This is a genomic window from Psychrobacter urativorans (assembly GCF_904846675.1).
GTDB lineage: Bacteria > Pseudomonadota > Gammaproteobacteria > Pseudomonadales > Moraxellaceae > Psychrobacter > Psychrobacter urativorans_B.
In genome coordinates this window covers 166310-188832 of the sequence record NZ_CAJHBT010000001.1, presented here as the reverse complement: position 1 = coordinate 188832, position 22523 = coordinate 166310, and the positions used below count along the sequence as shown (strand labels likewise).

17 protein-coding genes are annotated in these 22523 nt (G+C 43.3%); 14 read left to right on the top strand and 3 right to left on the bottom strand.

Going from position 1 to position 22523, the window contains the following annotated elements:
- The first annotated feature begins 1 nt into the window (after position 1).
- From JMY06_RS11730 to JMY06_RS00800, 6 genes are all read left to right on the top strand, one after another.
- Positions 2–688: a histidine kinase gene (locus tag JMY06_RS11730; RefSeq protein WP_227672095.1), complete on the top strand. Its 687-nt coding sequence runs from the start codon at positions 2–4 to the stop codon at positions 686–688.
- Positions 689–1192: 504 nt separating this feature from the next.
- A complete protein-coding gene (locus JMY06_RS00820) occupies positions 1193–1930 on the top strand; it encodes a LytR/AlgR family response regulator transcription factor (RefSeq protein ID WP_201615553.1) in 738 nt (245 codons plus the stop codon).
- A 123-nt stretch (positions 1931–2053) separates the two neighbouring features.
- On the top strand, positions 2054–3103 hold the full coding sequence (gene hemC / locus JMY06_RS00815) for a hydroxymethylbilane synthase (RefSeq protein WP_201615552.1): 1050 nt from the start codon (positions 2054–2056) through the stop codon (positions 3101–3103).
- A gap of 63 nt (positions 3104–3166) precedes the next feature.
- Positions 3167–4081: a uroporphyrinogen-III synthase gene (locus tag JMY06_RS00810; protein WP_201615551.1), complete on the top strand. Its 915-nt coding sequence runs from the start codon at positions 3167–3169 to the stop codon at positions 4079–4081.
- A 103-nt stretch (positions 4082–4184) separates the two neighbouring features.
- Positions 4185–5111, top strand: coding sequence for a hypothetical protein (locus JMY06_RS00805; RefSeq protein ID WP_201615550.1), 927 nt, complete (start codon positions 4185–4187; stop codon positions 5109–5111).
- Between the two features lie 93 nt (positions 5112–5204).
- Positions 5205–5666 carry an acyl-CoA thioesterase gene (locus JMY06_RS00800; protein ID WP_201615638.1) on the top strand — a complete coding sequence of 154 codons (462 nt, stop codon included), beginning with the start codon at positions 5205–5207 and terminating at the stop codon, positions 5664–5666.
- Positions 5667–5822: 156 nt separating this feature from the next.
- Here the strand turns inward: JMY06_RS00800 and ribBA are convergent, their stop codons facing one another.
- Together ribBA and JMY06_RS00790 are read right to left on the bottom strand one after the other, a co-directional pair.
- Positions 5823–6938 (bottom strand): bifunctional 3,4-dihydroxy-2-butanone-4-phosphate synthase/GTP cyclohydrolase II, encoded by a 1116-nt coding sequence (gene ribBA, locus JMY06_RS00795; RefSeq protein WP_201615549.1) that lies wholly within the window; start codon positions 6936–6938, stop codon positions 5823–5825.
- A 419-nt stretch (positions 6939–7357) separates the two neighbouring features.
- Positions 7358–8647, bottom strand: a complete 1290-nt coding sequence (locus JMY06_RS00790) for a replication-associated recombination protein A (RefSeq protein ID WP_201615548.1) — start codon at positions 8645–8647, stop codon at positions 7358–7360.
- A 265-nt stretch (positions 8648–8912) separates the two neighbouring features.
- Between JMY06_RS00790 and JMY06_RS00785 the strand changes: the two genes are divergently transcribed.
- Positions 8913–9437 carry a type IV secretion protein Rhs gene (locus tag JMY06_RS00785; RefSeq protein WP_201615547.1) on the top strand — a complete coding sequence of 175 codons (525 nt, stop codon included), beginning with the start codon at positions 8913–8915 and terminating at the stop codon, positions 9435–9437.
- A 165-nt stretch (positions 9438–9602) separates the two neighbouring features.
- On the top strand, positions 9603–10577 hold the full coding sequence (locus JMY06_RS00780) for a hypothetical protein (RefSeq protein ID WP_201615637.1): 975 nt from the start codon (positions 9603–9605) through the stop codon (positions 10575–10577).
- Between the two features lie 124 nt (positions 10578–10701).
- Here JMY06_RS00780 and gltA read toward each other — a convergent pair whose 3' ends face one another.
- Entirely contained in the window at positions 10702–11997 is a 1296-nt protein-coding gene (gene gltA, locus JMY06_RS00775) for a citrate synthase (RefSeq protein WP_413786874.1), read from the bottom strand.
- Between the two features lie 1042 nt (positions 11998–13039).
- Here gltA and sdhC point away from each other — a divergent pair.
- From sdhC to odhB, 6 genes are all read left to right on the top strand, one after another.
- Complete coding sequence (gene sdhC, locus JMY06_RS00770; protein WP_201526151.1) at positions 13040–13426, top strand: succinate dehydrogenase, cytochrome b556 subunit; 387 nt, start codon at positions 13040–13042, stop codon at positions 13424–13426.
- A 20-nt stretch (positions 13427–13446) separates the two neighbouring features.
- Positions 13447–13833, top strand: coding sequence for a succinate dehydrogenase, hydrophobic membrane anchor protein (gene sdhD / locus JMY06_RS00765; RefSeq protein WP_227672103.1), 387 nt, complete (start codon positions 13447–13449; stop codon positions 13831–13833).
- Positions 13834–14159: 326 nt separating this feature from the next.
- Positions 14160–16010, top strand: a complete 1851-nt coding sequence (sdhA, locus tag JMY06_RS00760; RefSeq protein WP_201526155.1) for a succinate dehydrogenase flavoprotein subunit — start codon at positions 14160–14162, stop codon at positions 16008–16010.
- A gap of 197 nt (positions 16011–16207) precedes the next feature.
- Positions 16208–16918, top strand: coding sequence for a succinate dehydrogenase iron-sulfur subunit (locus tag JMY06_RS00755; RefSeq protein ID WP_201526157.1), 711 nt, complete (start codon positions 16208–16210; stop codon positions 16916–16918).
- Between the two features lie 1086 nt (positions 16919–18004).
- Positions 18005–20884, top strand: coding sequence for a 2-oxoglutarate dehydrogenase E1 component (locus JMY06_RS00750; RefSeq protein ID WP_201615546.1), 2880 nt, complete (start codon positions 18005–18007; stop codon positions 20882–20884).
- 185 nt (positions 20885–21069) lie between these two features.
- Positions 21070–22311, top strand: coding sequence for a 2-oxoglutarate dehydrogenase complex dihydrolipoyllysine-residue succinyltransferase (gene odhB / locus JMY06_RS00745; protein WP_201615545.1), 1242 nt, complete (start codon positions 21070–21072; stop codon positions 22309–22311).
- Positions 22312–22523 lie beyond the last annotated feature (212 nt).

Genomic DNA, 22523 nt, shown 5'->3' with positions numbered 1-22523 from the left:
TGTGGTGACTACCGGCGGCTTTACGTTGGTGCTTTTATTATACTTTTTGCGCCGGCATTGTGAGTTGAGGGCACTCAAAAAATCCTTTGAATACAAGCTTGCCGCACAAAACGATATCATGAAAGCCCGCCTTGCTCCGCATTTTTTCTTTAATACTATTAATAATCTGGTCTCTTTAATAGAGACCAACCTTCCGCGTGCCTCCGAGCTGTTGCAGCACGTCTCAGCGCTATTTCGCGCTAGTTTTAATGGGACGCGTGAGATTGGGTTTGAGGAAGAAGTGGCGCTGTGTGAACACTATCTGGCAATTGAGTCGAGCCGTTTATCGGATAAGCTGGCGGTCACGTGGCAGCTACCGGACGATGATGTGATGTACGATATGGTCATCACCGCGTTGACGCTACAAAGTATGTTAGAGAAGATGCTGCTTAATGTGGTGGAGATGACCACCGAAACGATTGTGATTGATATCAAAGTCACTTGGCGACAGCACCGCATCACCGTCACCGTGCAGCTGCCAACCGAAACTTTTATGGTGGTTCATGACCTGCGCCGACATATGGACTTTCATATTCAAACGGAACGTCTTAGAGCTTGTTTTGGTCAAAGCGCCGATATTCAGAGTACAGTCACCAGCAAACGGATTGTGTCAATTATTGACTATCCCTTACAAGATGTAGGTCTTTAATGGGTCTTATGGTGAATTTCGCTATTGATTAATATTTTTTATCAATACAGTTCTAATACTTAGCACTGACCTAGGTTGTGCCCATAGTTATTTGTTTGTCAGGCTGCATTTGACGAGCTGCTCTCACCATATCCTATTTTTATCTATAATAATGGCACAGTTATTGCAGCTTTTAGATATAAGCTATATTAAGTTATCTTTAATCATGGTGTTCGACCCTTTTTTATTAACCTGCAGCTGATAAAAACTTTCTGCAAATTATGCATTGTTCATTCATGAATGGGCGTACTATATAGATAGAAAGGTTGCAAATAGAATGGCCGGATAGGTAGCAAGCAAGGTCAAGAATAAAGCGTAAAGGCGGGGTAAAATAAGCCTTATTTGCTGCTAAGGTCGCAAGAAAACCTTGATAGCGCTAAGGTAATAGTTTAAAGATAGGTATGACTAAAACCCATAATAAAAGCCAATAAATTTTGTCCGGTAGGCTATCAAAGAGGAAAGTACATGCGGATTGTAGTTTGTGATGATGAGCCATTGGCCCGTGAGCGTTTGGTCAGAATTGTGCAAGAGTCAGGTCATGAGGTGGTTGCACAGGCAACGACTGGCGCTGAAGCTATTATTGCGGTAAAAACGCAGCAGCCAGATGTGATCTTGCTCGATATTCGTATGCCGGAGATGGACGGGGTGCGCTGTGCTACTGCCTTGAATGAGCTTGAGCATCCACCAGCGATTATCTTCGTCACCGCTTATGATCATTATGCGATTGCCGCCTTTAAGGCCAATGCGGTTGGTTATTTATTGAAGCCTGCCAATAAAGATGAGCTGCTAGAGGCGTTAGGCAAAGCGAAAAGCCTCAATGCGGCGCAACTGAATGAAATTCGTAAGCTAGAAGATCCGACAGCGCGACCCATTCGTGAGCATATAGCTGCGCGTACGCATCGCGGTGTTGAGTTGATAAAGCTGACAGATATTTATTATTGTACTGCGGATCAAAAGTATGTCAAAGTTCGTCATAAAAACGGCTTTGTACTGATTGATGAGACCTTAAAAGAGCTAGAACAAGAATTTGGAGCGCGACTATTCCGCGTTCATCGTAATGCCCTTATTAATTTAAGCTATTTGGATTTCTTAGAGACTATCGATCCTGGTCAATACCAAGTGTGCTTTAAGGGTATTGATGAGACCTTATCGGTTAGTCGTCGCCACTTGTCAGCGCTACGGGATAAAATCCAAAGTGTGTAGCCAAAAGCTTAAGGTCTACTAAACCGCCCATATCTTAAAACCCTTATTTATGCTTAAATAGGGGTGTTTTTTTGCGTCCCTGTATAGCAAAATCCTATAGCACCAACCTTACTGAGGCCACTTATGAGCACCATACCGCAACCTGCTTTAACCACTTTAAACATCGCTACTCGCCAAAGCCCATTGGCATTATGGCAAGCTGAACACATTCGTGACCGTCTGTCGGAGTTGTACCCAGAGTTGACGATTAACCTACTAAAAATTGTCACTAAGGGTGACAAAATTTTGGACACTCCCTTAGCAAAAATCGGTGGCAAGGGTTTGTTTGTAAAAGAGCTTGAGCAGGCGTTATATGATAATCAAGCAGATATTGCCGTGCACTCGTTAAAAGATGTGCCTATGCAGTTGCCTGAGGGCTTAATGTTGGGAGTCTATTGCAAGCGCGCCTCGCCGACAGATGCGTTTGTGTCTAACACTTATAATAATATCGATGAGCTACCACAAGGCGCGGTCGTTGGCACTTCAAGTCTGCGCCGTCAGTGTCAAATTAAGGCACATCGTCCAGACCTACAAATCAAAACTTTACGCGGTAACGTTGGCACGCGCTTGGGCAAATTAGATGCAGGCGAGTACGATGCGATTATTTTGGCGACCAGTGGTCTACAGCGTATTGAGCTTGACGAGCGGATTCGCGGTGAATTAGATATTGATACTTGCCTGCCAGCTGTTGGGCAAGGCGCATTGGCGATTGAATGTCGCGAAGGTGATGCTGAGATATTGGCATTACTAGCGCCGCTGAATGATGATAAAGCGCGTATTCGTCTAATTGCTGAGCGTGCTTTAAATCGCCATTTAGAAGGTGGTTGCCAAGTTCCAATTGCTGCTTACGCAGTATTACATAAGCCCGATGCTAACAATGAGAGCACCGAAAACAGTGCCCCTAACAACAACTATATAGAAAATAATGACGCGGGTAATATGTTGTGGTTACGCGGTCGGGTCGGTCAGGCGGATGGTAGCGAGCTGCTAAAATCTGAAAAACGTATCACTTTAAGTGGTAGCCAAGCCGAGCGAGAAGTGCAAGCCAATCAGTTGGGTATTGACGTTGCTAAAATGCTGCTTGCCGATGGTGCTGGTGCGATTTTAGCAGCGATTTATCATCCTGAAGAATAAGCAATTAACGGATAACTGTTTTTCATTACTTTAATTTCATGAGCTTTATACAGTGGTATATTTATGTCTTTATCGTTGCCAGTGATTATTAATACGCGTCCTATTGAGCGGGCCGCGCCATTGACCTGCCATCTACAAACGGCAGGGTTTACGGTGGTTGATATACCGATGTTGGCACTGCAGCCGCGAGCGGTGAGCACTTCTGATATGCAGTTGATGCGTCAATGGCTGACAGGTGATTATCAAGCACTGGTTATCGTCAGTCCGACGGCGGCGGCTTCAGGGTTGGCAGTCTGGCAATCGCTTATAAACGACAATAAGACTCAGGACGTTAATAATAAATCAGTAGCTGATTCGGCGAAAGCACCGAGTCACTTAATCGCTGTTGGTGAGGCGACCGCTACGGTATTGAACGATGCTGAGCTATCGACCAACTTCTATGACGTGCTGCAGCCTACTATTGCTAATAATGAAGGTATGCTGGCTATGCCTGAAATTGAAAGTCTACAAGTAGGTGATAAACTGCTGGTATGGCGCGGTCTTGGTGGTCGGCGGCTATTGGTCGATACCCTACAGGCACGCGGTGTACATATTGATAGCATCGCTTGGTATGAACGTACCATGCCAGAGGCAGCAAGAGCGCGATATCAGCAGTGGCGACAGCAATTTAATATGGCATCTAAACTACAATTGTCGCAGCTTCAACAACCAAAACCTATCGTAGTCATCAGCAGCGGCACAGCCTTTGAGCATTGGCAAATCGTGGTTAAGCAAGCGCATTCTTTTGAGTCAAATTCAAATCTAAATTCAAAAGCTGGCGTACCACTTACGCTAGCAGATTTTAGTTACGTGGTATTGGGTGCACGTTTGGCTGATATGGTTGCGGACCAGCAGCTTAGCTATTGGCGAGTAGAAGACCTTGCACCCGAAACGATTTTAGCGGCGATTCAGTCGAGCGACGATTTAATCAAGCTATAAAGGTTTAATAATGAAGCCAAAAAACGACTAACAATGCAACCATAAATGTTAGCAATAGTTCATTTTTAACTATATTTCAATCTATTAATAACGGTGCTGCTTTATGTCAACCGAATCTAAGCCGTCATCTACTGCACCCACTGCGGGACAGCAGCGCCGGCAAGCCAGTATTTTATTAATGCGTTTGCAGTGGATACTTATTGTACTGCTTATTGCCGCATTATTATTGCTATATGTCAGTCAGCAGCGCTTTCAAAATCAAGTTAATGAGCGTTTGAAGAGCAATGAGCAAGTCGTTACGCGGCTTAATGAGATGGATGATCGTCTTTTTGCCATCAGTCAGCAGTCAGTTCCGCAGCCGAGTACAGAGATTAGTAGCCAAGCGCAAAACCAGCTGGATTTATTACGGATTCAAAATAAAGCGGCGGATAGATTACTGGTTGATAATGATTATAAGGCAGCGATTGATTTATTACGCGGCTTACAGTGGCAGCTGTCACAAAGTAATAATGAGATTGCTCCTGCGCTGACTATTGTGATTAAACAAAGCTTGGCCGAAGATATTGAACGTCTGCAAGCGCAGAGTGCTCAGCCTAGTCCTTGGCAACTACAAAATATCGCTATCCAAAATATCCAAGAGTTTTTGCACAGCCATGATCGTATAGGTAGCAGTAATACGGCACTAACCCGCCGCCAGCTGACCATCCATGAAGTCATTATGATTCTGAATTTAGCCAGCCAAGCCAGCAATATGCGTGAGCAAGACCAGTTGACCAGCTATTTACGCCAAGCACGAAATCAGCTACAAACGCTAATAACAGGTTCGGCTACTATACTGAAAAATAAGACACCAGTACCGTCTAAACCATCAGACACGGCAGCTGTAACTACTAAGCAAAACAAGATCGCAACCATGGAAGCGCCAGAGAATGTTCCAGAAGTGATTACATGGTTAGATAAGCTGATTGCTAGTACCCCAATCCTTACGCCATTATTGACCACGCAGATTTTGGATCAGCCAAAAATTTAGTATGAAAAATAAAGAATATTATAAAAACATAATAATCAATCAGGTAGGAAACTTATGACCGATAATAAAAACAGCTTAGACCCAATCGCATCCATGTCAGCTACAGACAGCCCTGAAGCTCCCGATGCATTGGCGCATTATCCAGTGATTCATAACCAGCCTATTCATTGGGGCGAGATGGATGCCTTTAGCCATCTGAATAATGTGGTCTATTATCGTTATGCTGAGTCCGCGCGTATCGCCTATTTACAGGCGCTGGGTATGTTCGATGGCAGTATGGTAACCGTACTGGCGCAGTCTAGCTGTCAGTATCTGCGTCCAGTGACCTATCCCGATACTTTATTATTGGGGGTACGCTGTCAGCGCTTGGGTACCACCAGCATAGTGATGGAATACAGTTATTATAGCTGCGCGCAGCAAGAGCTAGTAGCGACTGCCGAAGCTGTTGTCGTGCGTTTAGATAGCGATGGCAAAGATAAACTTCCGTGGACAGAAGATGAGCGTGCTCGCCTGCTGGAATTAGAAGAAAAGGTCGGGCATACCCCTGAACTCTAAATGTTTTCGTTATTTAACTTATTTAGTTTTGGATGATAAATCAAATATAAAAGCCGATAAAAAAGGCACGCTAATTAATGTTAGGGCGCCTTTTTTATCGGCTTTTATAAATTAATGGGTCGCTTTTAGAAAAGTAGCCCAATTACTTAGATAGCACTATTTTTCCTTAGGGGAATGAACAAATTCTACGACGTTTAAGTCGAAGCCTGATAAGGCGTAAAATTTCATTGGCGAGGACAATAGACGCATATCGCGTACGCCTAAATGCCGTAAAATCTGCGCGCCGACGCCAATGCTGCGATAGGGCTGCTGAGTAATGGTGGAGAGTGACTCATCATTGTCTGCGGCTTTATCTAAAGCTTGCCCTAAATCAATCGGTTGGTGATTTCCAATCCAAACCAACACGCCACGTTCTGAGTCGTTGATTTCTTCTAGGGCAGACTGCACGCTCCAATTGCTACGTCCAGTGGTGACGTTTTTAGCGGCAAACAGATCACGTAATGGATGAAATCCGTGCACACGGACGGTACTGACGCCCGCGCTAACATCGCCTTTGACTAACGCTAAATGGGTCTCATCTGCGCCATACTCGCGAAAACGGTACAAAGTGAAAGTACCGTGTTCAGTTTCAAAAGGACGAGATTCTACTTCTTCAACCGTTTGTTCATTGGCAATACGGTAGTTAATTAAATCAGCGATAGTACCTATTTTAATACCGTGCTCTTTTGCAAATATCTCGAGGTCATCACGGCGCGCCATGGTGCCATCGGCATTGATAACCTCAACAATGACCGCTGCTGGCTCAAGACCCGCAAGGCGGGCTAAGTCACAACCTGCTTCGGTGTGTCCGGCACGGTGTAATACGCCACCATTTTTTGCCATAATGGGGAAGATATGGCCCGGCTGCACGATATCTGCAGGTTTCGCAGATGATGCGACCGCCGCTTGAACGGTACGAGCGCGATCTGCCGCTGAGATACCAGTGGTTACGCCTTCAGCGGCTTCGATGGAGACTGTAAAGTTGGTACTAAATTTAGCTTCGTTATGATCAGACATCAGTGGCAACGCCAGCTGTTGGCAGCGTGCTTCGGATAATGTTAAGCAGACTAACCCGCGCGCGTGGGTAATCATAAAGTTAATGTCTTCGGGGCGCACATGGGTTGCCGCCATGATGATATCGCCTTCATTTTCGCGATCTTCATCATCCATTAGAATGACCATTTTGCCGGCACGAATGTCGTCGATGATTTCAGGAACAGTATTTAAACTCATAGTAGGTCTCAATATTTTATTATTTATTAGAAGGGAATAAGTGATATATAAGAAGGGGTCTGTCCATTGTAACAGTAGTGGGTGCAATGGTCTGTAGAGCCCAGTAATTAAAGTAAATCGTTTGTTTAAATGTGGCCTTTATCACATGGCATTAGTTCACATCTCATTTAATATTAATACTGAATTAAACGCATATTACGCTATAACATCAGACTCTCACTTTGATACCACTCTTATTATAACCGGCCCGTTATTTTAACGGTTTTTGCACGGTTGTGCTGCCTCATTCCTACACCATCGCGTCTAATAATTCGAAAAATAGTGATGGGTACTAAGTGATCGGTACTATAAATAACTACTAATAACTACTATTAATGATGGGCGTTATATCTGATTGAGTTAAGATAGATAAGGCTGGCTTATTCATTGCTGGCCGCTTGAGTCTTTAACCAGTCCATAAATTGCTTGCTATGCTGCTCACGCTGATTGTCTGCAAACTCATAAAAGCGCGTGCCTATTAAGTTATCTGGCAAATAGGATTGTAGGTAATAGTGGTTAGGATAATTATGCGGATAGGTGTAGCCGACGCCATAACCTTCATTACGCATCAATTTGGTCACGCCATTACGCAGATGTAGCGGTACTGGCGAGGCGTCCTTTTCTGCTAATTTCATGGCCGCATTAATAGCCTTGTAGCTGCTGTTACTTTTAGCGCTAGTAGCCAGGTACACCACCACTTGCCCTAAGATAATACGCGCCTCCGGCATTCCAATGGATTGCACACTACGCAATGCAGCATCGGCAAGTAGCAGCGCATTAGGGTTGGCATTACCGATGTCTTCACTGGCTAAAAGTACCAAGCGCCGTGCAATAAAGTCTGCTGGCTCACCGCCAACTAACATCCGCGCCATCCAGTAAAGGGCCGCATCGGGGTCGGAGCCGCGCACTGATTTTATTAGAGCGGAGACGATATCATAATGCTGCTCACCATCTTTGTCATAGCGTACCAGTGCGGTCTGTGCCACTCGTCCGATCAACGCTTCATCGATAATAATGGGTGATTGATTTGGATCAGCGGTCTGAATGGCAAGCTCTAATAGATTCAGCGCTTTACGTGCATCGCCATGGGCCAATTCACTGATAAATTTTTGCGCCTGCAAATCAATAGTAAGTTTTTTAAGAATACTGTCTTCTGTAATCGCTCGCTGTAGCACCACCGCAATTTGATCACTAGTCAGCGGCTGCAAGCGATAGACTTGGCAACGTGACAGCAGTGCGTTGTTGACACTGAACGAAGGGTTTTCAGTGGTTGCCCCAATCAAAGTAATATCGCCAGACTCTACGGCGCCCAATAGCGCATCTTGCTGGGCTTTGTTGAAACGGTGAATCTCATCAATAAATACTACTGGTGACTCAAAGCTTAACGAGTCTTTACTATCGAGCACTTCCCTCAATTGTTTAACGCCAGTATTAATAGCGGACAACGCATGAAACGGTCGTCCAACCGCATCCGCTAATAGCATCGCAATCGTCGTTTTGCCAATACCCGCCTCACCATGTAATATAATAGAAGGTAGGTGGCCTTGCTCAACCAAACGTCGTAGCGGCGCACCCTCCGCTAAGAGATGCGCCTGACCAATAATAGCATCAAGGCTAGCAGGGCGTATGCGCTGGGCAAGGGGCGTATCGGCATGGAAGGGTTGCGGCATAAGTTTCTCGATATTAAAAATAAGCTCATTTAAAATAATTCTTATAATAGATTAAGCTAGGCTAACGCAAAATTGCGTTAAAAAAAGTCACGTAAGTGTACAGCTTATGTCCTAGTCCCTTATATTTTAGCGTCCTAAGCCTTATCTATAGCGTAACTGATATCTATAATGCAGCTATATCAGAAGTGCAATTATATTAAATAGAGTCACAAGTATGATAATACTAAAAATATAAATCGCAAAAACAATCACGGATTAATCCATCATGCCAAGGCTCACCATTAAACGGTTTCTAATCAAAAAGCGCTATTTCACTCTTTTTAGACGCCGTCCAGTCTATCCGCAACAGTCACGACCGCTTAGCGCTAAAGAGATTGCGCTGGCACGTTCGGTATTTGGAGACAGTATTCAGCTTGATAGAGTACAGCTCAAAACCGCATGGTGGGTACTAAAAAACTATGCCGTTAGTCCTAACGGTAATATCTATTTTAATCCAGCCGATTGGGTGGAAGATTTTAGTGAGGAGTCTATTAATAAGCAAAGCTGGTTGATTCATGAGCTGACCCACGTTTGGCAGTTGCAACAAGGTCTAAAGGTCGTACGTGGGGCACTTATTAATAGGCGTTATAGCTATGTATTAATAGCAGGCAAGCCGTTTTTTAATTATGGTATCGAGCAGCAAGCGCGGATGGTGCAAGATTATTTCGTACGCTATCAGCGTGGGCAAGATTGTCAGCTACTGGTGGCATGTATCCCATTTTTGCAGACGAAAAACACTATTAATGTATAGTTTATAAACATCGAATTTAAAGACAGTGCATTTGCAGTTTTATTGTCAGCGACCACTTAATAACCGTTATGATAAATTATCTTCGACCGCTAAAACTTTTAATGCTTAGTCTTAATTTTTAGCTTTTAAATGATTCTGAGCTTTCAGAACAGGAACTGTGCCGTGATGTTTAATTTTTTAACACCAAAGCCCGATGCTGTCCCACGCGATGCCGCGATTATTAACCAAAAATTCCCAAAATATTTACGGCATACAAGATCCTTGCTGGCGACTATGTTGACAGGGGCGTTATTACTTAGCGCTTGCCAGCAGCAAGCTGACCCAACAACAGAAGACAATAGCAGTCAGACCCGTAAACAGACTGCGGAGCAAAAACGGGCTGCTGCTAATAAACCAGCACCACAAAGTGACTCTGCCGCCGCGCGTATAGCACAATTACAACCATTATATGTCACCCAAATGCAAGGACTCCAACGGCGCTTACAAGCAGAATATAAATCGCTAGAAGCGGCTGATGCGGCTGATGAAGATAACGTATCATTACTCACTAACCCTGTTACTTCGACGACTGCTGGCGACGCAAATGCCGACCCCAAATTTACAACCCAAACTCCGACCGTAGCCGCTGATACCGTAACGATTGATAACTCAGCCAGTGCTGATACGGAAACTAATGCCGAAATAAATATCAGCACTGAAGTTGGTGAGCGTGATTTAGAAGTGTTAAAACGCATCAGTCTTGAGCCTCGGGAGCCTGAGTTGCTAACTGAGGAGCAAATTATTGAGCGCTATCAGCAAGTTCTGCAAACACTGTATCAGCCCGAAGCAGAAGCTTTGAGCGCACAAGAGACTGATACACTGCTCAATATTGTAGCCTTAGTACCCGAGCTATTTGAACATGCAGAAATCGCTAAACGCGTGAGTATTAAAAGCCCCGCGCTAGCACGTCTCATTATACAGCATCAAGTATGGCAACAAATTGAAGCGCAGCAGTCGTTAGATATGCGGCGAATGAAACAAACACAACAGCAAGAGTTTGAGAATTTAATGAGTAAGTTTAATGAGACCATCGAAGGCTATGACGAGCAAATTGCTAAGTATGAGCAAACCCTAAAAGAGTTCAGTGACGGTGGTAAATAAAAATAGTTTTTAAAGCAGACAGTATCAAAGAAACAATCAATGTAAACGCTCACAAAAAATCCCGCACAGTAGCGGGATTTTTTTTGATTTTAGTAAATTATGTCGATAAAAGATTTAGTAATAATTATTTACGATCTTCAATTTTAACGAAATCGCGCTGCGTTTCACCAGTATATAACTGACGCGGACGACCGATTTTGAATGGCGCGCTGTGCATCTCTAACCAATGGCTGATCCAACCTGAGCTACGAGCTAAGGAGAAAATTACGGTAAACATTGACGTTGGAATACCAATGGCTTTTAAGATAATGCCAGAGTAGAAGTCAACGTTTGGATACAAGTTACGCTCGATGAAGTATGGGTCTTCAAGAGCAATTTTCTCAAGTGCCATGGCAAGCTCAAGCTTAGGATCATTGATACCTAATGCGTTTAAGACTTCATCAGAAGTCTCTTTCAATACTTGCGCACGTGGGTCAAAGTTTTTATAGACACGGTGACCAAAGCCCATCAGTTTCACTTCGCGACTTTTTACTTTTTCTATGAATTCAGGAACGTTTTCAACCGAACCGATTTCATCTAACATCTTAAGAACCGCTTCGTTCGCGCCGCCATGTGATGGGCCCCAAAGAGCAGCAATACCGGCTGCGATACAGGCGTAAGGGTTAGCGCCAGTAGAACCTGCTAAACGGACAGTAGACGTTGAAGCATTTTGCTCATGATCCGCATGCAAGGTAAAGATCTTATCCATCGCTTTAGCAATGATAGGATTCACTTTATAATCAACGTCTGCTGGGGTTGCAAACATCATGTATAAAAAGTTTTCTGCGTAACTAAAGTCATTACGTGGGTACACGAACGGCTCACCCTGTGAGTATTTATAACTCATCGCAGCAAGCGTTGGCATTTTAGCGATTAGGCGAATGGCGGTGATTTCACGATGATGATCATCAACGGCATCGGCGCTTTCAGGGTAGAAGGCTGACAAGGCACCAACGACACCAACCATAATAGCCATTGGATGCGCGTCACGGCGGAAGCCTTCAAAGAACCTACGCAGTTGATCGTGAACCGCTGAATGCTCACGAATTTTTTCGTAAAATTCTTTTTTCTGGTCGCTAGTAGGTAAATCACCATGAATAAGAGCGTAGGCCGCTTCTAAGTATTCTGCGTTGTCTGCTAATTGATCAATAGGATAGCCGCGATATAAGAGCTCGCCTTTACCACCATTAATAAAAGTGATTTTTGACTCGACAGGGGCCGTAACTTTAAAACCGGGATCATAAGACCAGTAACCGGATTCTTGTAATGCCGCAACGTCGATAACGGGGCGTCCTAAAGTGCCTTCAATAATAGGAAGTTGGTATTCCTTACCATCTACGGTTAGTGTGGCATTACTACTAGATATAGTATTGTTAGCCATAATTTCCTCTCCATTGGTTTTTTAGAGTAAAGGTGCTATCGACGGATATCGTCGCGTCATTATTAGTTAAATGAACAAATACCCATTCAACTAATCTAATAATCTAGTTATATTACCAGTAAACCTGCAACATTTGAAAAGAGTTTTCGTAGTAGACCCTCGCATTTACGTGGTTTCAGGGCGCTTATTGACTTTAATTTTTGTATCAAAATATGTCTGCTTGGTTATTCTGTCTTATTTTCAAGATTTTCAGCGTCTAATTTAATAATGCTTATTATGATAAAAGTTGTCTCTTTTTAACAAAATTTTGGTGGCTTTTTTCATAAGAAATCTGGCAAAAATAGGCAGGGTATGCTTAACAGCGAAATGCTATAACGGTCGTCAGCGCTAAATTAGCGCTAATAAATTTGCAGCAAAAGTCGCGCTAGGTAGAATTTTTGTTGACGTTAGCCATATATTCACTATTTAGGGGATAAATTTGTAATTAGCAGGCAGCCATTTTATAATTGACCTTATTGACGGCTGTTAATTTTTTGCAAATTGAAAGTGCTCATATCGGTTAATTAATAACAGGATTTATTTGGCAACAGAATATGACCTCATGTTTTGTTACGATTGTTTCCGTATTTTATAAGTATTACAATAGTTTATGGCTTGAATGTTACCGTTATTTGTTCTATTTTTATAGTGGCAGTTGTGTAGTTATTCTTAATAAAAGATAACTGAGATGTGTTATTTTTTTTGCGTTAAGCAACTCATTGGAACTGACTTATTAACAATAGAATAGCTAATGTATTCAACTAAGACTTGATTGCAGTGTTTATTTTATCAGTAACATTATCGATAACAAGTAGTGAATAAACACCCTTATTGAATGAGCACTGGCTAAATGGCTCGCCATTTAGAACTATTAATTCGCACGAAATTAGCAAGGTCAGCTAGCTCTTCCTTACTTTATTCGTCTCGTGTATTGCCCCATGCTTTAAGGTAGAACCTTGCCAATAAGTGTTACTAGCAGATACCCGAGTATAACCGCAAAAGGATGCCCGCTGTGAAAAGCAACCGACCCATTAATCTGCCATTGAGCCAAGTGATTAGCGTTAACAGCTCACCGATCGCGATTGCATCAATTCTGCATCGTATCTCTGGCATTATGTTATTTTTACTTATTCCTGTCATGCTTTGGATACTACAAACCTCTTTGGCATCACCTGAGAGCTTTGAAACCGTGTTCGATAACATCTTTATCCGCTTTTTAGCGTGGGTATTCGTCGCCTTTATTGCCTATCACTTTGTGATGGGTATCAAGCATTTATTTGCTGATAATGGCAGTAACGAAGAGCTGAAATCTGCACGTATGGTGACCGTAGTCAGCTTCGTGATTGCAGCGATCTTAATTGTCGCGTCATTTATATGGGTGATGTTCTAATGATTAAAAATGATTCAGGAATCAAAAGCGCCACCGGTCTAACAGGATCAGGCTCACGTGATTGGGTGGTTCAGCGTATCAGTGCAGTGGTCTTAGCGGTCTACAGCATTGTGCTACTTGGCTTCTTTTTAACACACGGTAATGTAGACTTTTATGAATGGTCAAACTTTATGACCAGTTTGCCAATGCGTTTATTTAGCTTAGTGGCTATTATTGCGCTTGCGGGCCATGCTTGGGTTGGGATGTGGACGGTATTTACCGATTACATTACCACTAGTCAAATGGGTTCAAGCGCTGCAGGCTTACGTTTGGTCTTACAGTCCTTAATGATTATTGCCATTTTAGTTTTTCTATTCTGGGGCATCATGATTTTCTGGGGTAATGGCTTTGGTGTCGTTGCTGTCTAACTTCTAAACCTTATGGCTCATAAACAATGACGGACTGTTCAGTCAGCTTTACTTACTTTTAATGTGTTTAAAAGCAGTCCGTTGATAGCCATATAAAATTCATAAGTTTATGTTGTGCAAGCTTATTTATAAAGTAACGGGCTATGCCCTACATAACGATGAATATGCAAATTTTAGTAAGTGGTTGAGGATTGTTTAAGTCATTCATACGATAACTGAATAGGCGAGATGCCTAATAATGTAGATCCAGCAGTTTAGATATAGTAGCTTATTAGACAATCTTTGTATTTACTTCGCAAGCATCAACAGGCATTAGGAAAACCGTAATGGCAACAAGACAAGATAATACCATTAGCAACATCAAAACCCTCAACTATGACGCAGTCATCGTTGGTGGTGGTGGGTCAGGTATGCGTGCTTCCCTACATTTGGCTGAAGCGGGCATGAATGTTGCGGTAATTACCAAAGTATTCCCAACTCGTTCGCACACCGTTGCCGCTCAAGGTGGTATCGGTGCAAGTCTCGGTAACATGAGTAACGATAACTGGCATTTTCACTTTTATGACACCGTCAAAGGGTCAGATTGGTTGGGTGACCAAGATGCTATTGAGTACATGTGCCGCGAAGCACCAAAAGTGGTGTATGAGCTTGAGCATATGGGCATGCCGTTTGACCGTAACGAGGATGGCACGATTTATCAGCGTCCGTTCGGTGGTCATACGTCAAACTATGGCGAAAAAGCTGTACAACGCGCTTGCGCTGCAGCTGACCGTACAGGTCATGCATTATTACATACCTTATATCAAAAGAATTTAGAGCAAGGCACTCAGTTTTTCATCGAGTGGATTGCACTTGATTTAATCAAAGACGAAGCCGGCAATATCAATGGCGTTATCGCTATTGAGCAAGAAACGGGTACGGTTGCGGTATTCCAGTCTCCCATTACCGTATTAGCAACGGGCGGTGCAGGTCGTATCTTTGCAGCTTCTACCAACGCTTATATTAATACCGGCGACGGCATTGGCATGGCCGTTCGTGCAGGTATCCCATTACAAGACATGGAATTCTGGCAGTTCCACCCAACAGGTGTGGCAGGTGCTGGCGTGCTATTGACTGAAGGTTGCCGCGGTGAAGGTGCAATCTTACGTAATAAAGATGGTGAAGCCTTTATGGAGCGTTATGCGCCAACCGTAAAAGATCTAGCACCACGTGATTTAGTATCGCGTTCCATGGACCAAGAAATCAAAGAAGGTCGTGGTTGTGGTCCTAATGGCGATTACATCGTTATGGATATGACTCACTTAGGTGTTGAAACGATTATGAAGCGTTTGCCATCAGTATTTGAGATTGGCAAAAACTTTGCAAACATTGATATCACGAAAGAGCCTATTCCGGTTATTCCAACCATTCACTATATGATGGGCGGTATTCCTACCACCATTCATGGTCAAGTGATTACCCCTGATCTAGAAGCGGGTGCGGATGATGACGGCTTATATCAAAAAGGCAATGTGGTTAAAGGTCTTTACGCGATTGGTGAATGTGCATGCGTCAGTGTCCACGGTGCGAACCGTTTGGGTACTAACTCCTTGCTTGACTTGGTAGTCTTTGGCCGTGCAGCGGGCAAACATATCGTTGATGAATATCATCATGCTGACCATACTTATAAGCCACTTGATACGCACGTGCTCGATTTTACTGTTAAACGCTTAGATAAGTTGCAACAGTCTACTGAAGGCTATAATGCCCAAGAAGTGGCTGATGAGATTCGTACGACCATGCAACTGCATGCCAGCGTATTCCGTACTCAAGCTATGATGGACGAAGGTGTCGCAAAAATCTTAGCCCTGGGCGAAAAAATCGACCAAATTCATCTGGCTGATAAATCACAAGTATTCAATACCGCACGTATTGAAGCCTTTGAAGTGGCAAACCTTTATGAGGTAGCGAAAGCGACTATGGTATCGGCAGCTCATCGTCATGAAAGTCGCGGCGCGCACAGTGTAGCGGACTATGATCGTCCAGAAGATGATGACTATGCACCAAACGGCCGTAACGATCACGACTGGATGAAGCATACCTTGTGGTATTCTGAAGGTAACAAAATCGTTTATAAGCCAGTGCGCAAAATCCCACTGACTGTAGATTATATTGAGCCCAAAGTCCGCGTCTACTAATAAGAGCAATCATTAGTAAGCAATCGTGTGTCTTATGTGCACGAATAGCTTAAACGTTTTATCCTTTATTTTTTTAATAAAAGGTGACCGCCAGCGACAATGTCATATCAGCACTATAGCGATAACGAAATTTGCTTTAGTGCTGATATAAGATATTCTTTGTCTGCCGGCCATCATCTATGTGTGGAGTTTAGCTTATGAGCCGTGGTACTCGCACCATCGAAATTTATCGCTACGATCCTGATCAGGATGCAGCGCCGCGTATGCAAACTTATACGATCGAGCTACTTGATTCAGATCGCATGTTGCTTGACGTGTTATTACGCTTAAAAACGCAAGATGAAACCATCACTTTCCGTCGCTCGTGCCGTGAAGGCATCTGTGGCTCTGATGGTATGAACATTAATGGTAAAAATGGCCTGGCATGTCTCATTAACATGAATACCTTGCCGGAAAATATTACTGTTCGTCCACTACCAGGCCTGCCTGTTGTTCGTGATTTGGTTGTCGATATGAACCAATTCTATGAGCAATATGAAAAGGTACATCCGTACTTACTCAATGACCAGCCCGCGCCGCCAACTGAGCGTTTGCAGACACCTGAGCAGCGTGAAAAGATGAACGGTCTGTATGAGTGCATCCTATGCGCCTGCTGTTCAACCAGCTGCCCGTCATTTTGGTGGAATCCTGATAAGTTCTTGGGTCCAGCAGCATTATTGAACGCCAATCGCTTTGTAATGGATAGCCGAGATACGGATACTCAAGCGCGTCTAGCACGCTTAGACGATCCGTTCAGCTTATTTCGTTGCCGCGGTATCATGAACTGTGTAGCGGTATGTCCAAAAGGTCTTAACCCAACAAAAGCAATTGGCAACTTACGTAATATGTTGCTTGACCAAGCTGGTTAATACTTCTGATTACATGTTTTATTTAAAGTTGACCATAAAAAACACCGTCCGATAATCTGGCGGTGTTTTTTATGGTCAACAAAATAGCCAATAGAGCAGTCAATAATTCATCCAATCGTAACAGTGATCTAACTCTATGTGAGTCTATAGGAGCGTCGCGTTGGTCGCATGTAAGTAATCATATTTTTTATACAGTCTGCCGGTATAGTAAACCGGCAACATCGCAGACGGTGATAACATAGTAACAGCGTCATAGGTTATGAATCAGTGAGTAGCTTGCACTATCATGACTTCAACAGTAACGCTAAGAAATCATTAAAAATACTAATATCTGTAAACTTGTGATAAAAATGTTGTTATAAAGGTGCTATCATAGCAATGGTAAAATTTACCTGCTCTTAACGATGACTAGGTTTGTCTGAATTGAGACTGGTACCGCTGTAATAAATGGTAAAAACATAGTGAAAATTTGAATAATAATGGCTATTTATTACGTAAATATCCAGTATTGTACAAACAAACTATGTCAGGTATTTTATGCATGGTACGCTAGATAGCAATGTATGTTTGGCAAAACAATAGCGTTTATCAGTCAAGGAAAGACTTTTGCAGCAGGAATAGCTGATCTGTCGGCTAGCTGGATGACACAACCGGATAAATTAACTAATCAGTAGTTAACGCTCTTATTGTAAAGCAGTACTATTAGTATATTGGTTATAGCTGATGTCAGTATATATAAATTAATTTTGTGGAACGAGGCAGGAAACAAGACCGGACGTTCGCAAATAATAATGACTATGAGTACGTTCTTAATGTGACAGCTTGCCATTTATCTATATGATATTCCTAAAGCTTATAACATTATGAAGCTTTATAATCTCAAACCTTATAAAGATAAACTCAAATATTATAAAGTTTGAAAGTAATAAAACAGCGTTATGGTCAGCAATAGTCACCATCAGCAATCGAATTCCTAGCAGACAGTACTCCATGTTATACACCAATTTGTCTAAGCGCCCAGCATACAACGGATCACACAACAATAAGCACGATTCCATTCATTTATCTATCAAATAGACGATTATTATGAATAGTATAACTAAAAAATCAGCCGACGTAGGACATACTGAACTCGCCGCTGACAACGCCCATTATATCGAATCCCTTTATGAGCAATACTTAGGCGACCCTGACAGCGTCGACACCGATTGGCAGGATTATTTCAAACAGTACCAATCTCCTAATGATGCTAAGCATAACGCGATTCAAGACCAATTTTTATTGCTTGCACGCAATCAAACGGCTAATAAAGGTGGCACTGCCTTTACTGGTACCACTAGCAATTCAGCCGCTGCTAATGCAGCGAACTGCATCGACCCTAAGCAAATGAGCGTACAACAGCTTATTTCTGCTTATCGTCGCCGTGGTCATCGCCGTGCCCAGCTCGATCCTTTAGAGCTGGATCCGCGTGCAGAGGTTGAAGATCTGACTTTAGCCTATCATGGCCTATCAGAAGCTGACCTTGATACTGTATATCCTACTAACGATTTAAGCATTGGTAAGTCTGAAGCACCGCTATGTGAGATTATCGAAATCATGGAGCGCGTCTATTGCCGTTATATCGGTGTAGAATATATGCATGTGACTACCAGTGTTGAGAAGCGCTGGATGGAAAAATACCTTGAGAGCAATTTAGGCCACATCAAATTCGATAAAGAAAAACGTTTGTCTATTCTCGAACGTTTGACTGCTGCTGAAGGCCTTGAGAAGTATTTAGCCCGTAAATACACCGGCGTGAAGCGTTTCGGCTTAGAAGGCGGTGAGAGCTTCATTCCTGCAGTCAATGAAATCATCCAACGTGCTGGCGGTTATGGTACAAAAGAAATGGTCATTGGTATGGCTCACCGTGGACGTTTGAACCTGTTGGTTAACGTTTTAGGTAAAAACCCAGCTGATCTGTTTGATGAATTTGACGGTAAAGTGCAGCCGGAAAAAGGCTCAGGCGACGTTAAATATCACAACGGCTATTCTTCTAACGTCATGACCGAAGGCGGTGAGGCGCATTTGGCATTGGCCTTTAACCCCTCACATCTTGAAATCGTATCACCTGTGTTAGAAGGCTCAGTACGCGCCCGCCAAGTTCGCCATAATGATACAGATGGTAACTTAGTATTGCCTATCGTTGTTCATGGCGATGCGGCATTTGCAGCCCAAGGCGTCGTACAAGAAACTTTCCAGATGTCACAAACTCGTGCTTATACCACGGGCGGCACGCTACATATCATCATTAACAACCAAGTAGGCTTTACCACCAGCCGTCAAGAAGATGCTCGTTCGACCGAATACTGTACTGACGTTGCAAAAATGGTACATGCACCTATCCTACACGTGAATGGCGATGACCCTGAATCAGTGGTGTTTGCCGCGCAGCTAGCGCTGGATTACCGTCATGAATTTGGTAAAGATATCATTATTGACTTATTCTGCTATCGCCGTAACGGTCATAACGAAGCCGATGAGCCGTCAGCCACTCAGCCACTTATGTATGCTGTCATCAAAAAGCTACCAACGACCCGTGCAATTTATGCGCAAAAGCTCATTGCCGATGGTGTTATTAATAGTGATGATGAAACAAAATACGAAGATGAATATCGTGAATCCCTCGATCGCGGCGAGTATGTAGTGAATTCTTTAGTTCTTGAGCCTAATACTGAGACGTTCGTTGATTGGACACCTTATTTAGGTCACGATCTAGTTGACGATTGGGATACCAGCGTCGATATTGAAATCCTTAAAGGCTATGGTCGTCGCATGGCAGAGATGCCAGAAGGCTATAAGCTACAGCGCCAAGTACAAAAAGTCGTTGAGCAGCGCCTAGCGATGCAAACAGGCGAAGAGCCATTGAACTGGGGTGCGGCTGAGACTTTAGCCTACGCGACCTTAGTGGATAATGACAACACATTAGTCCGTATCACGGGTGAAGACGTTGGTCGTGGTACCTTTGCCCATCGCCATAGCGAGCTATATAATATTAATGACGGTAGCATGTATGTGCCGTTGGCTCATATGAGCGAGTCGCAAGCGCGCTTTGCTACTTATAATTCATTGTTATCAGAAGAAGCAGTGCTGGCTTTTGAATATGGTTATTCAACCACAGTTCCGAATGCCTTAATAATTTGGGAAGCGCAATTTGGTGATTTCGTCAACGGCGCACAGGTCGTTATCGATCAGTTTATCGCTAGTGGCGAGACCAAGTGGCAGCGCGTTTGTGGCTTAACCATGCTATTGCCACACGGCTTTGAAGGTCAAGGTCCTGAGCATTCTTCAGCGCGTCTTGAACGTTTCTTGCAACTGTGTGCAGAAGATAATATGCAGGTCATCACCCCGACTACGCCGGCGCAGATATACCATGCGTTACGTCGTCAAGCAGTGCGCCCAATTCGTAAGCCGTTAATTGTTATGTCACCGAAGAGCTTGCTGCGTCATAAGCTTGCAACTTCACAGTTAGAAGAGCTGGCCAATGGCAAGTTTGAGACGATATTGCCAGAGATAGATCAGCAAAATGCGGATAAGGTCACACGCTTAGTATTGTGTGGTGGCAAGGTTTACTATGACTTACTTGAACAGCGCCGCGCGTTAGGTCTAGATCATGTTGCTATCGTGCGAATTGAGCAGCTGTATCCGCTTCCAGGAGAACGTTTAATCGCTGAGATTGATAAATACAGCAACTTAACTGAGATTGTCTGGACGCAAGAAGAGCCGCTAAATCAAGGCGCTTGGTATTATTTAGCACCAGATATGTATCGTATTGTAGTGCCTCATGCAACGAAAGCAAAAGTATTAGATCCAATCGCGCGTCCTGCTAGTGCTGCACCTGCGACAGGGTCTGCAAAACTGCATCTGCAGCAGCAACAAGCATTAATTGCCGGTGGTCTTGGTATTAGTGTCGATGAGATAGCTAAATAACTTATCTATACGATGATTACCGATATAAAAGCTATTAGAACAAGTTATATCAATCAGGCGATGGCAATCAGGCCTATCAAACTATTCATCAAGCGGTATTATTAATGATGTGGCGTATGATAAATACTGATTGCTCATCACGACTTAATAATAAATAGTAATACATAAATCTAAGGAGTATATCGATGGCTGAGATTAAAGCCCCCGTTTTTCCAGAATCGGTTGCCGACGGTACAATCGTTGAATGGCATGTCACTGAAGGCCAACAAGTTAATCGTGATGACTTATTAGCTGAAATCGAAACTGATAAAGTGGTACTAGAAGTAGTCGCGCCTGATAATGGCGTCGTCACCAAAATTGTTAAGCAAGTTGATGATACAGTTGAATCTGCAGATCTTATCGCAGAATTTGAATCCGGCGCTAGTGCCAGTGCTGCTCCTGCTGTAGATCCAAACCAGCCTGCTGCACCTGTTCAAGAAAAACAAGCTACCGATGGCGGTGAACCAGTACAAGTTACTGATAAAAAAGACAGCGTTGAAGCAGATCATAAAGATCAAAGCCCAGCAGTTCGTAAAGCAGCCAAAGAAGATGGCGTAGATCCTAAAAATGTCGAAGGTAGTGGCCGCGGTGGTCGTGTGACTAAGACGGATATGGCAAGCCCAACCTTAAAAGCTGACAGTAGTATCACTACTGACAATGGTAGTCCCGTTGCTGAGTCAACCGGCGAGCGTAGCGAAAAACGTGTGCCAATGACTCGCTTGCGTAAGCGTGTTGCTGAACGCTTGTTATCAGCGTCGCAAGATACGGCTATGCTGACTACTTTTAACGAAGTTAACATGAAGCCATTGATGGATCTACGCGCCCAATACAAAGAGCGTTTTGAGCAACGTCATGGTGTACGTCTAGGCTTTATGTCATTATTCATCCGCGCCGCAACTGAAGCACTCAAACGCTTCCCAGCAGTTAATGCGTCATTAGATGGCGATGATATCGTCTATCATGGTTACTATGATATTGGTGTTGCTGTATCGTCAGATCGTGGCTTAGTAGTACCTGTATTACGTGATACTGACCAAATGAGCATGGCGGAAGTTGAAAGTAAAATTCGTGAGCTTGGTGGTCAGGCCCAAAAAGGCAAACTTGGTCTCGATGACATGATTGGCGGTACGTTTACGATTTCAAATGGCGGTGTATTCGGCTCATTAATGTCAACACCTATCTTGAACCCACCACAAACGGCAATTCTAGGTATGCACGCTATCAATGATCGCCCAATGGCAGTCGATGGTAAAGTTGAAATCTTACCCATGATGTATCTGGCGCTATCTTACGATCATCGCATGATTGATGGTAAAGAAGCGGTTCAGTTCTTAGTCACTATCAAAGAGTTGGTTGAAGATCCAGCAATGCTATTATTAGACCTATAAGTTCATAAGCTTGTATTGGCAATCGCTGATACAAGCTTTTTAGCCTTATGATACTTGCAATCCCAGTAATCTAATAACTCAAATATTTAGTCTCAGCTATTCTGCAAATCTTATGGCACCACGTGCAACGATCTAAGTAAATCTAACCGTTATTTATCACTATAAATAAACGATAAACAGGCGCACACTATTTAGTTAATATACTAACTATC

Excerpts from the sequence above, each read along its gene's own strand:
- JMY06_RS00780 (WP_201615637.1), top strand. The coding sequence starts at position 9,603 with ATGTTTAATTTTTTAACACCAAAGCCCGATGCTGTCCCACGCGATGCC.
- sdhC (WP_201526151.1), top strand. The coding sequence starts at position 13,040 with ATGCCCGCTGTGAAAAGCAACCGACCCATTAATCTGCCATTGAGCCAA.
- JMY06_RS00785 (WP_201615547.1), top strand. The coding sequence starts at position 8,913 with ATGCCAAGGCTCACCATTAAACGGTTTCTAATCAAAAAGCGCTATTTC.
- gltA (WP_413786874.1), bottom strand. The coding sequence starts at position 11,997 with ATGGCTAACAATACTATATCTAGTAGTAATGCCACACTAACCGTAGAT.
- JMY06_RS00805 (WP_201615550.1), top strand. The coding sequence starts at position 4,185 with ATGTCAACCGAATCTAAGCCGTCATCTACTGCACCCACTGCGGGACAG.
- sdhA (WP_201526155.1), top strand. The coding sequence starts at position 14,160 with ATGGCAACAAGACAAGATAATACCATTAGCAACATCAAAACCCTCAAC.
- ribBA (WP_201615549.1), bottom strand. The coding sequence starts at position 6,938 with ATGAGTTTAAATACTGTTCCTGAAATCATCGACGACATTCGTGCCGGC.
- hemC (WP_201615552.1), top strand. The coding sequence starts at position 2,054 with ATGAGCACCATACCGCAACCTGCTTTAACCACTTTAAACATCGCTACT.
- JMY06_RS00755 (WP_201526157.1), top strand. The coding sequence starts at position 16,208 with ATGAGCCGTGGTACTCGCACCATCGAAATTTATCGCTACGATCCTGAT.
- odhB (WP_201615545.1), top strand. The coding sequence starts at position 21,070 with ATGGCTGAGATTAAAGCCCCCGTTTTTCCAGAATCGGTTGCCGACGGT.
- JMY06_RS00800 (WP_201615638.1), top strand. The coding sequence starts at position 5,205 with ATGTCAGCTACAGACAGCCCTGAAGCTCCCGATGCATTGGCGCATTAT.
- JMY06_RS00790 (WP_201615548.1), bottom strand. The coding sequence starts at position 8,647 with ATGCCGCAACCCTTCCATGCCGATACGCCCCTTGCCCAGCGCATACGC.
- JMY06_RS00820 (WP_201615553.1), top strand. The coding sequence starts at position 1,193 with ATGCGGATTGTAGTTTGTGATGATGAGCCATTGGCCCGTGAGCGTTTG.
- JMY06_RS00750 (WP_201615546.1), top strand. The coding sequence starts at position 18,005 with ATGAATAGTATAACTAAAAAATCAGCCGACGTAGGACATACTGAACTC.
- JMY06_RS00810 (WP_201615551.1), top strand. The coding sequence starts at position 3,167 with ATGTCTTTATCGTTGCCAGTGATTATTAATACGCGTCCTATTGAGCGG.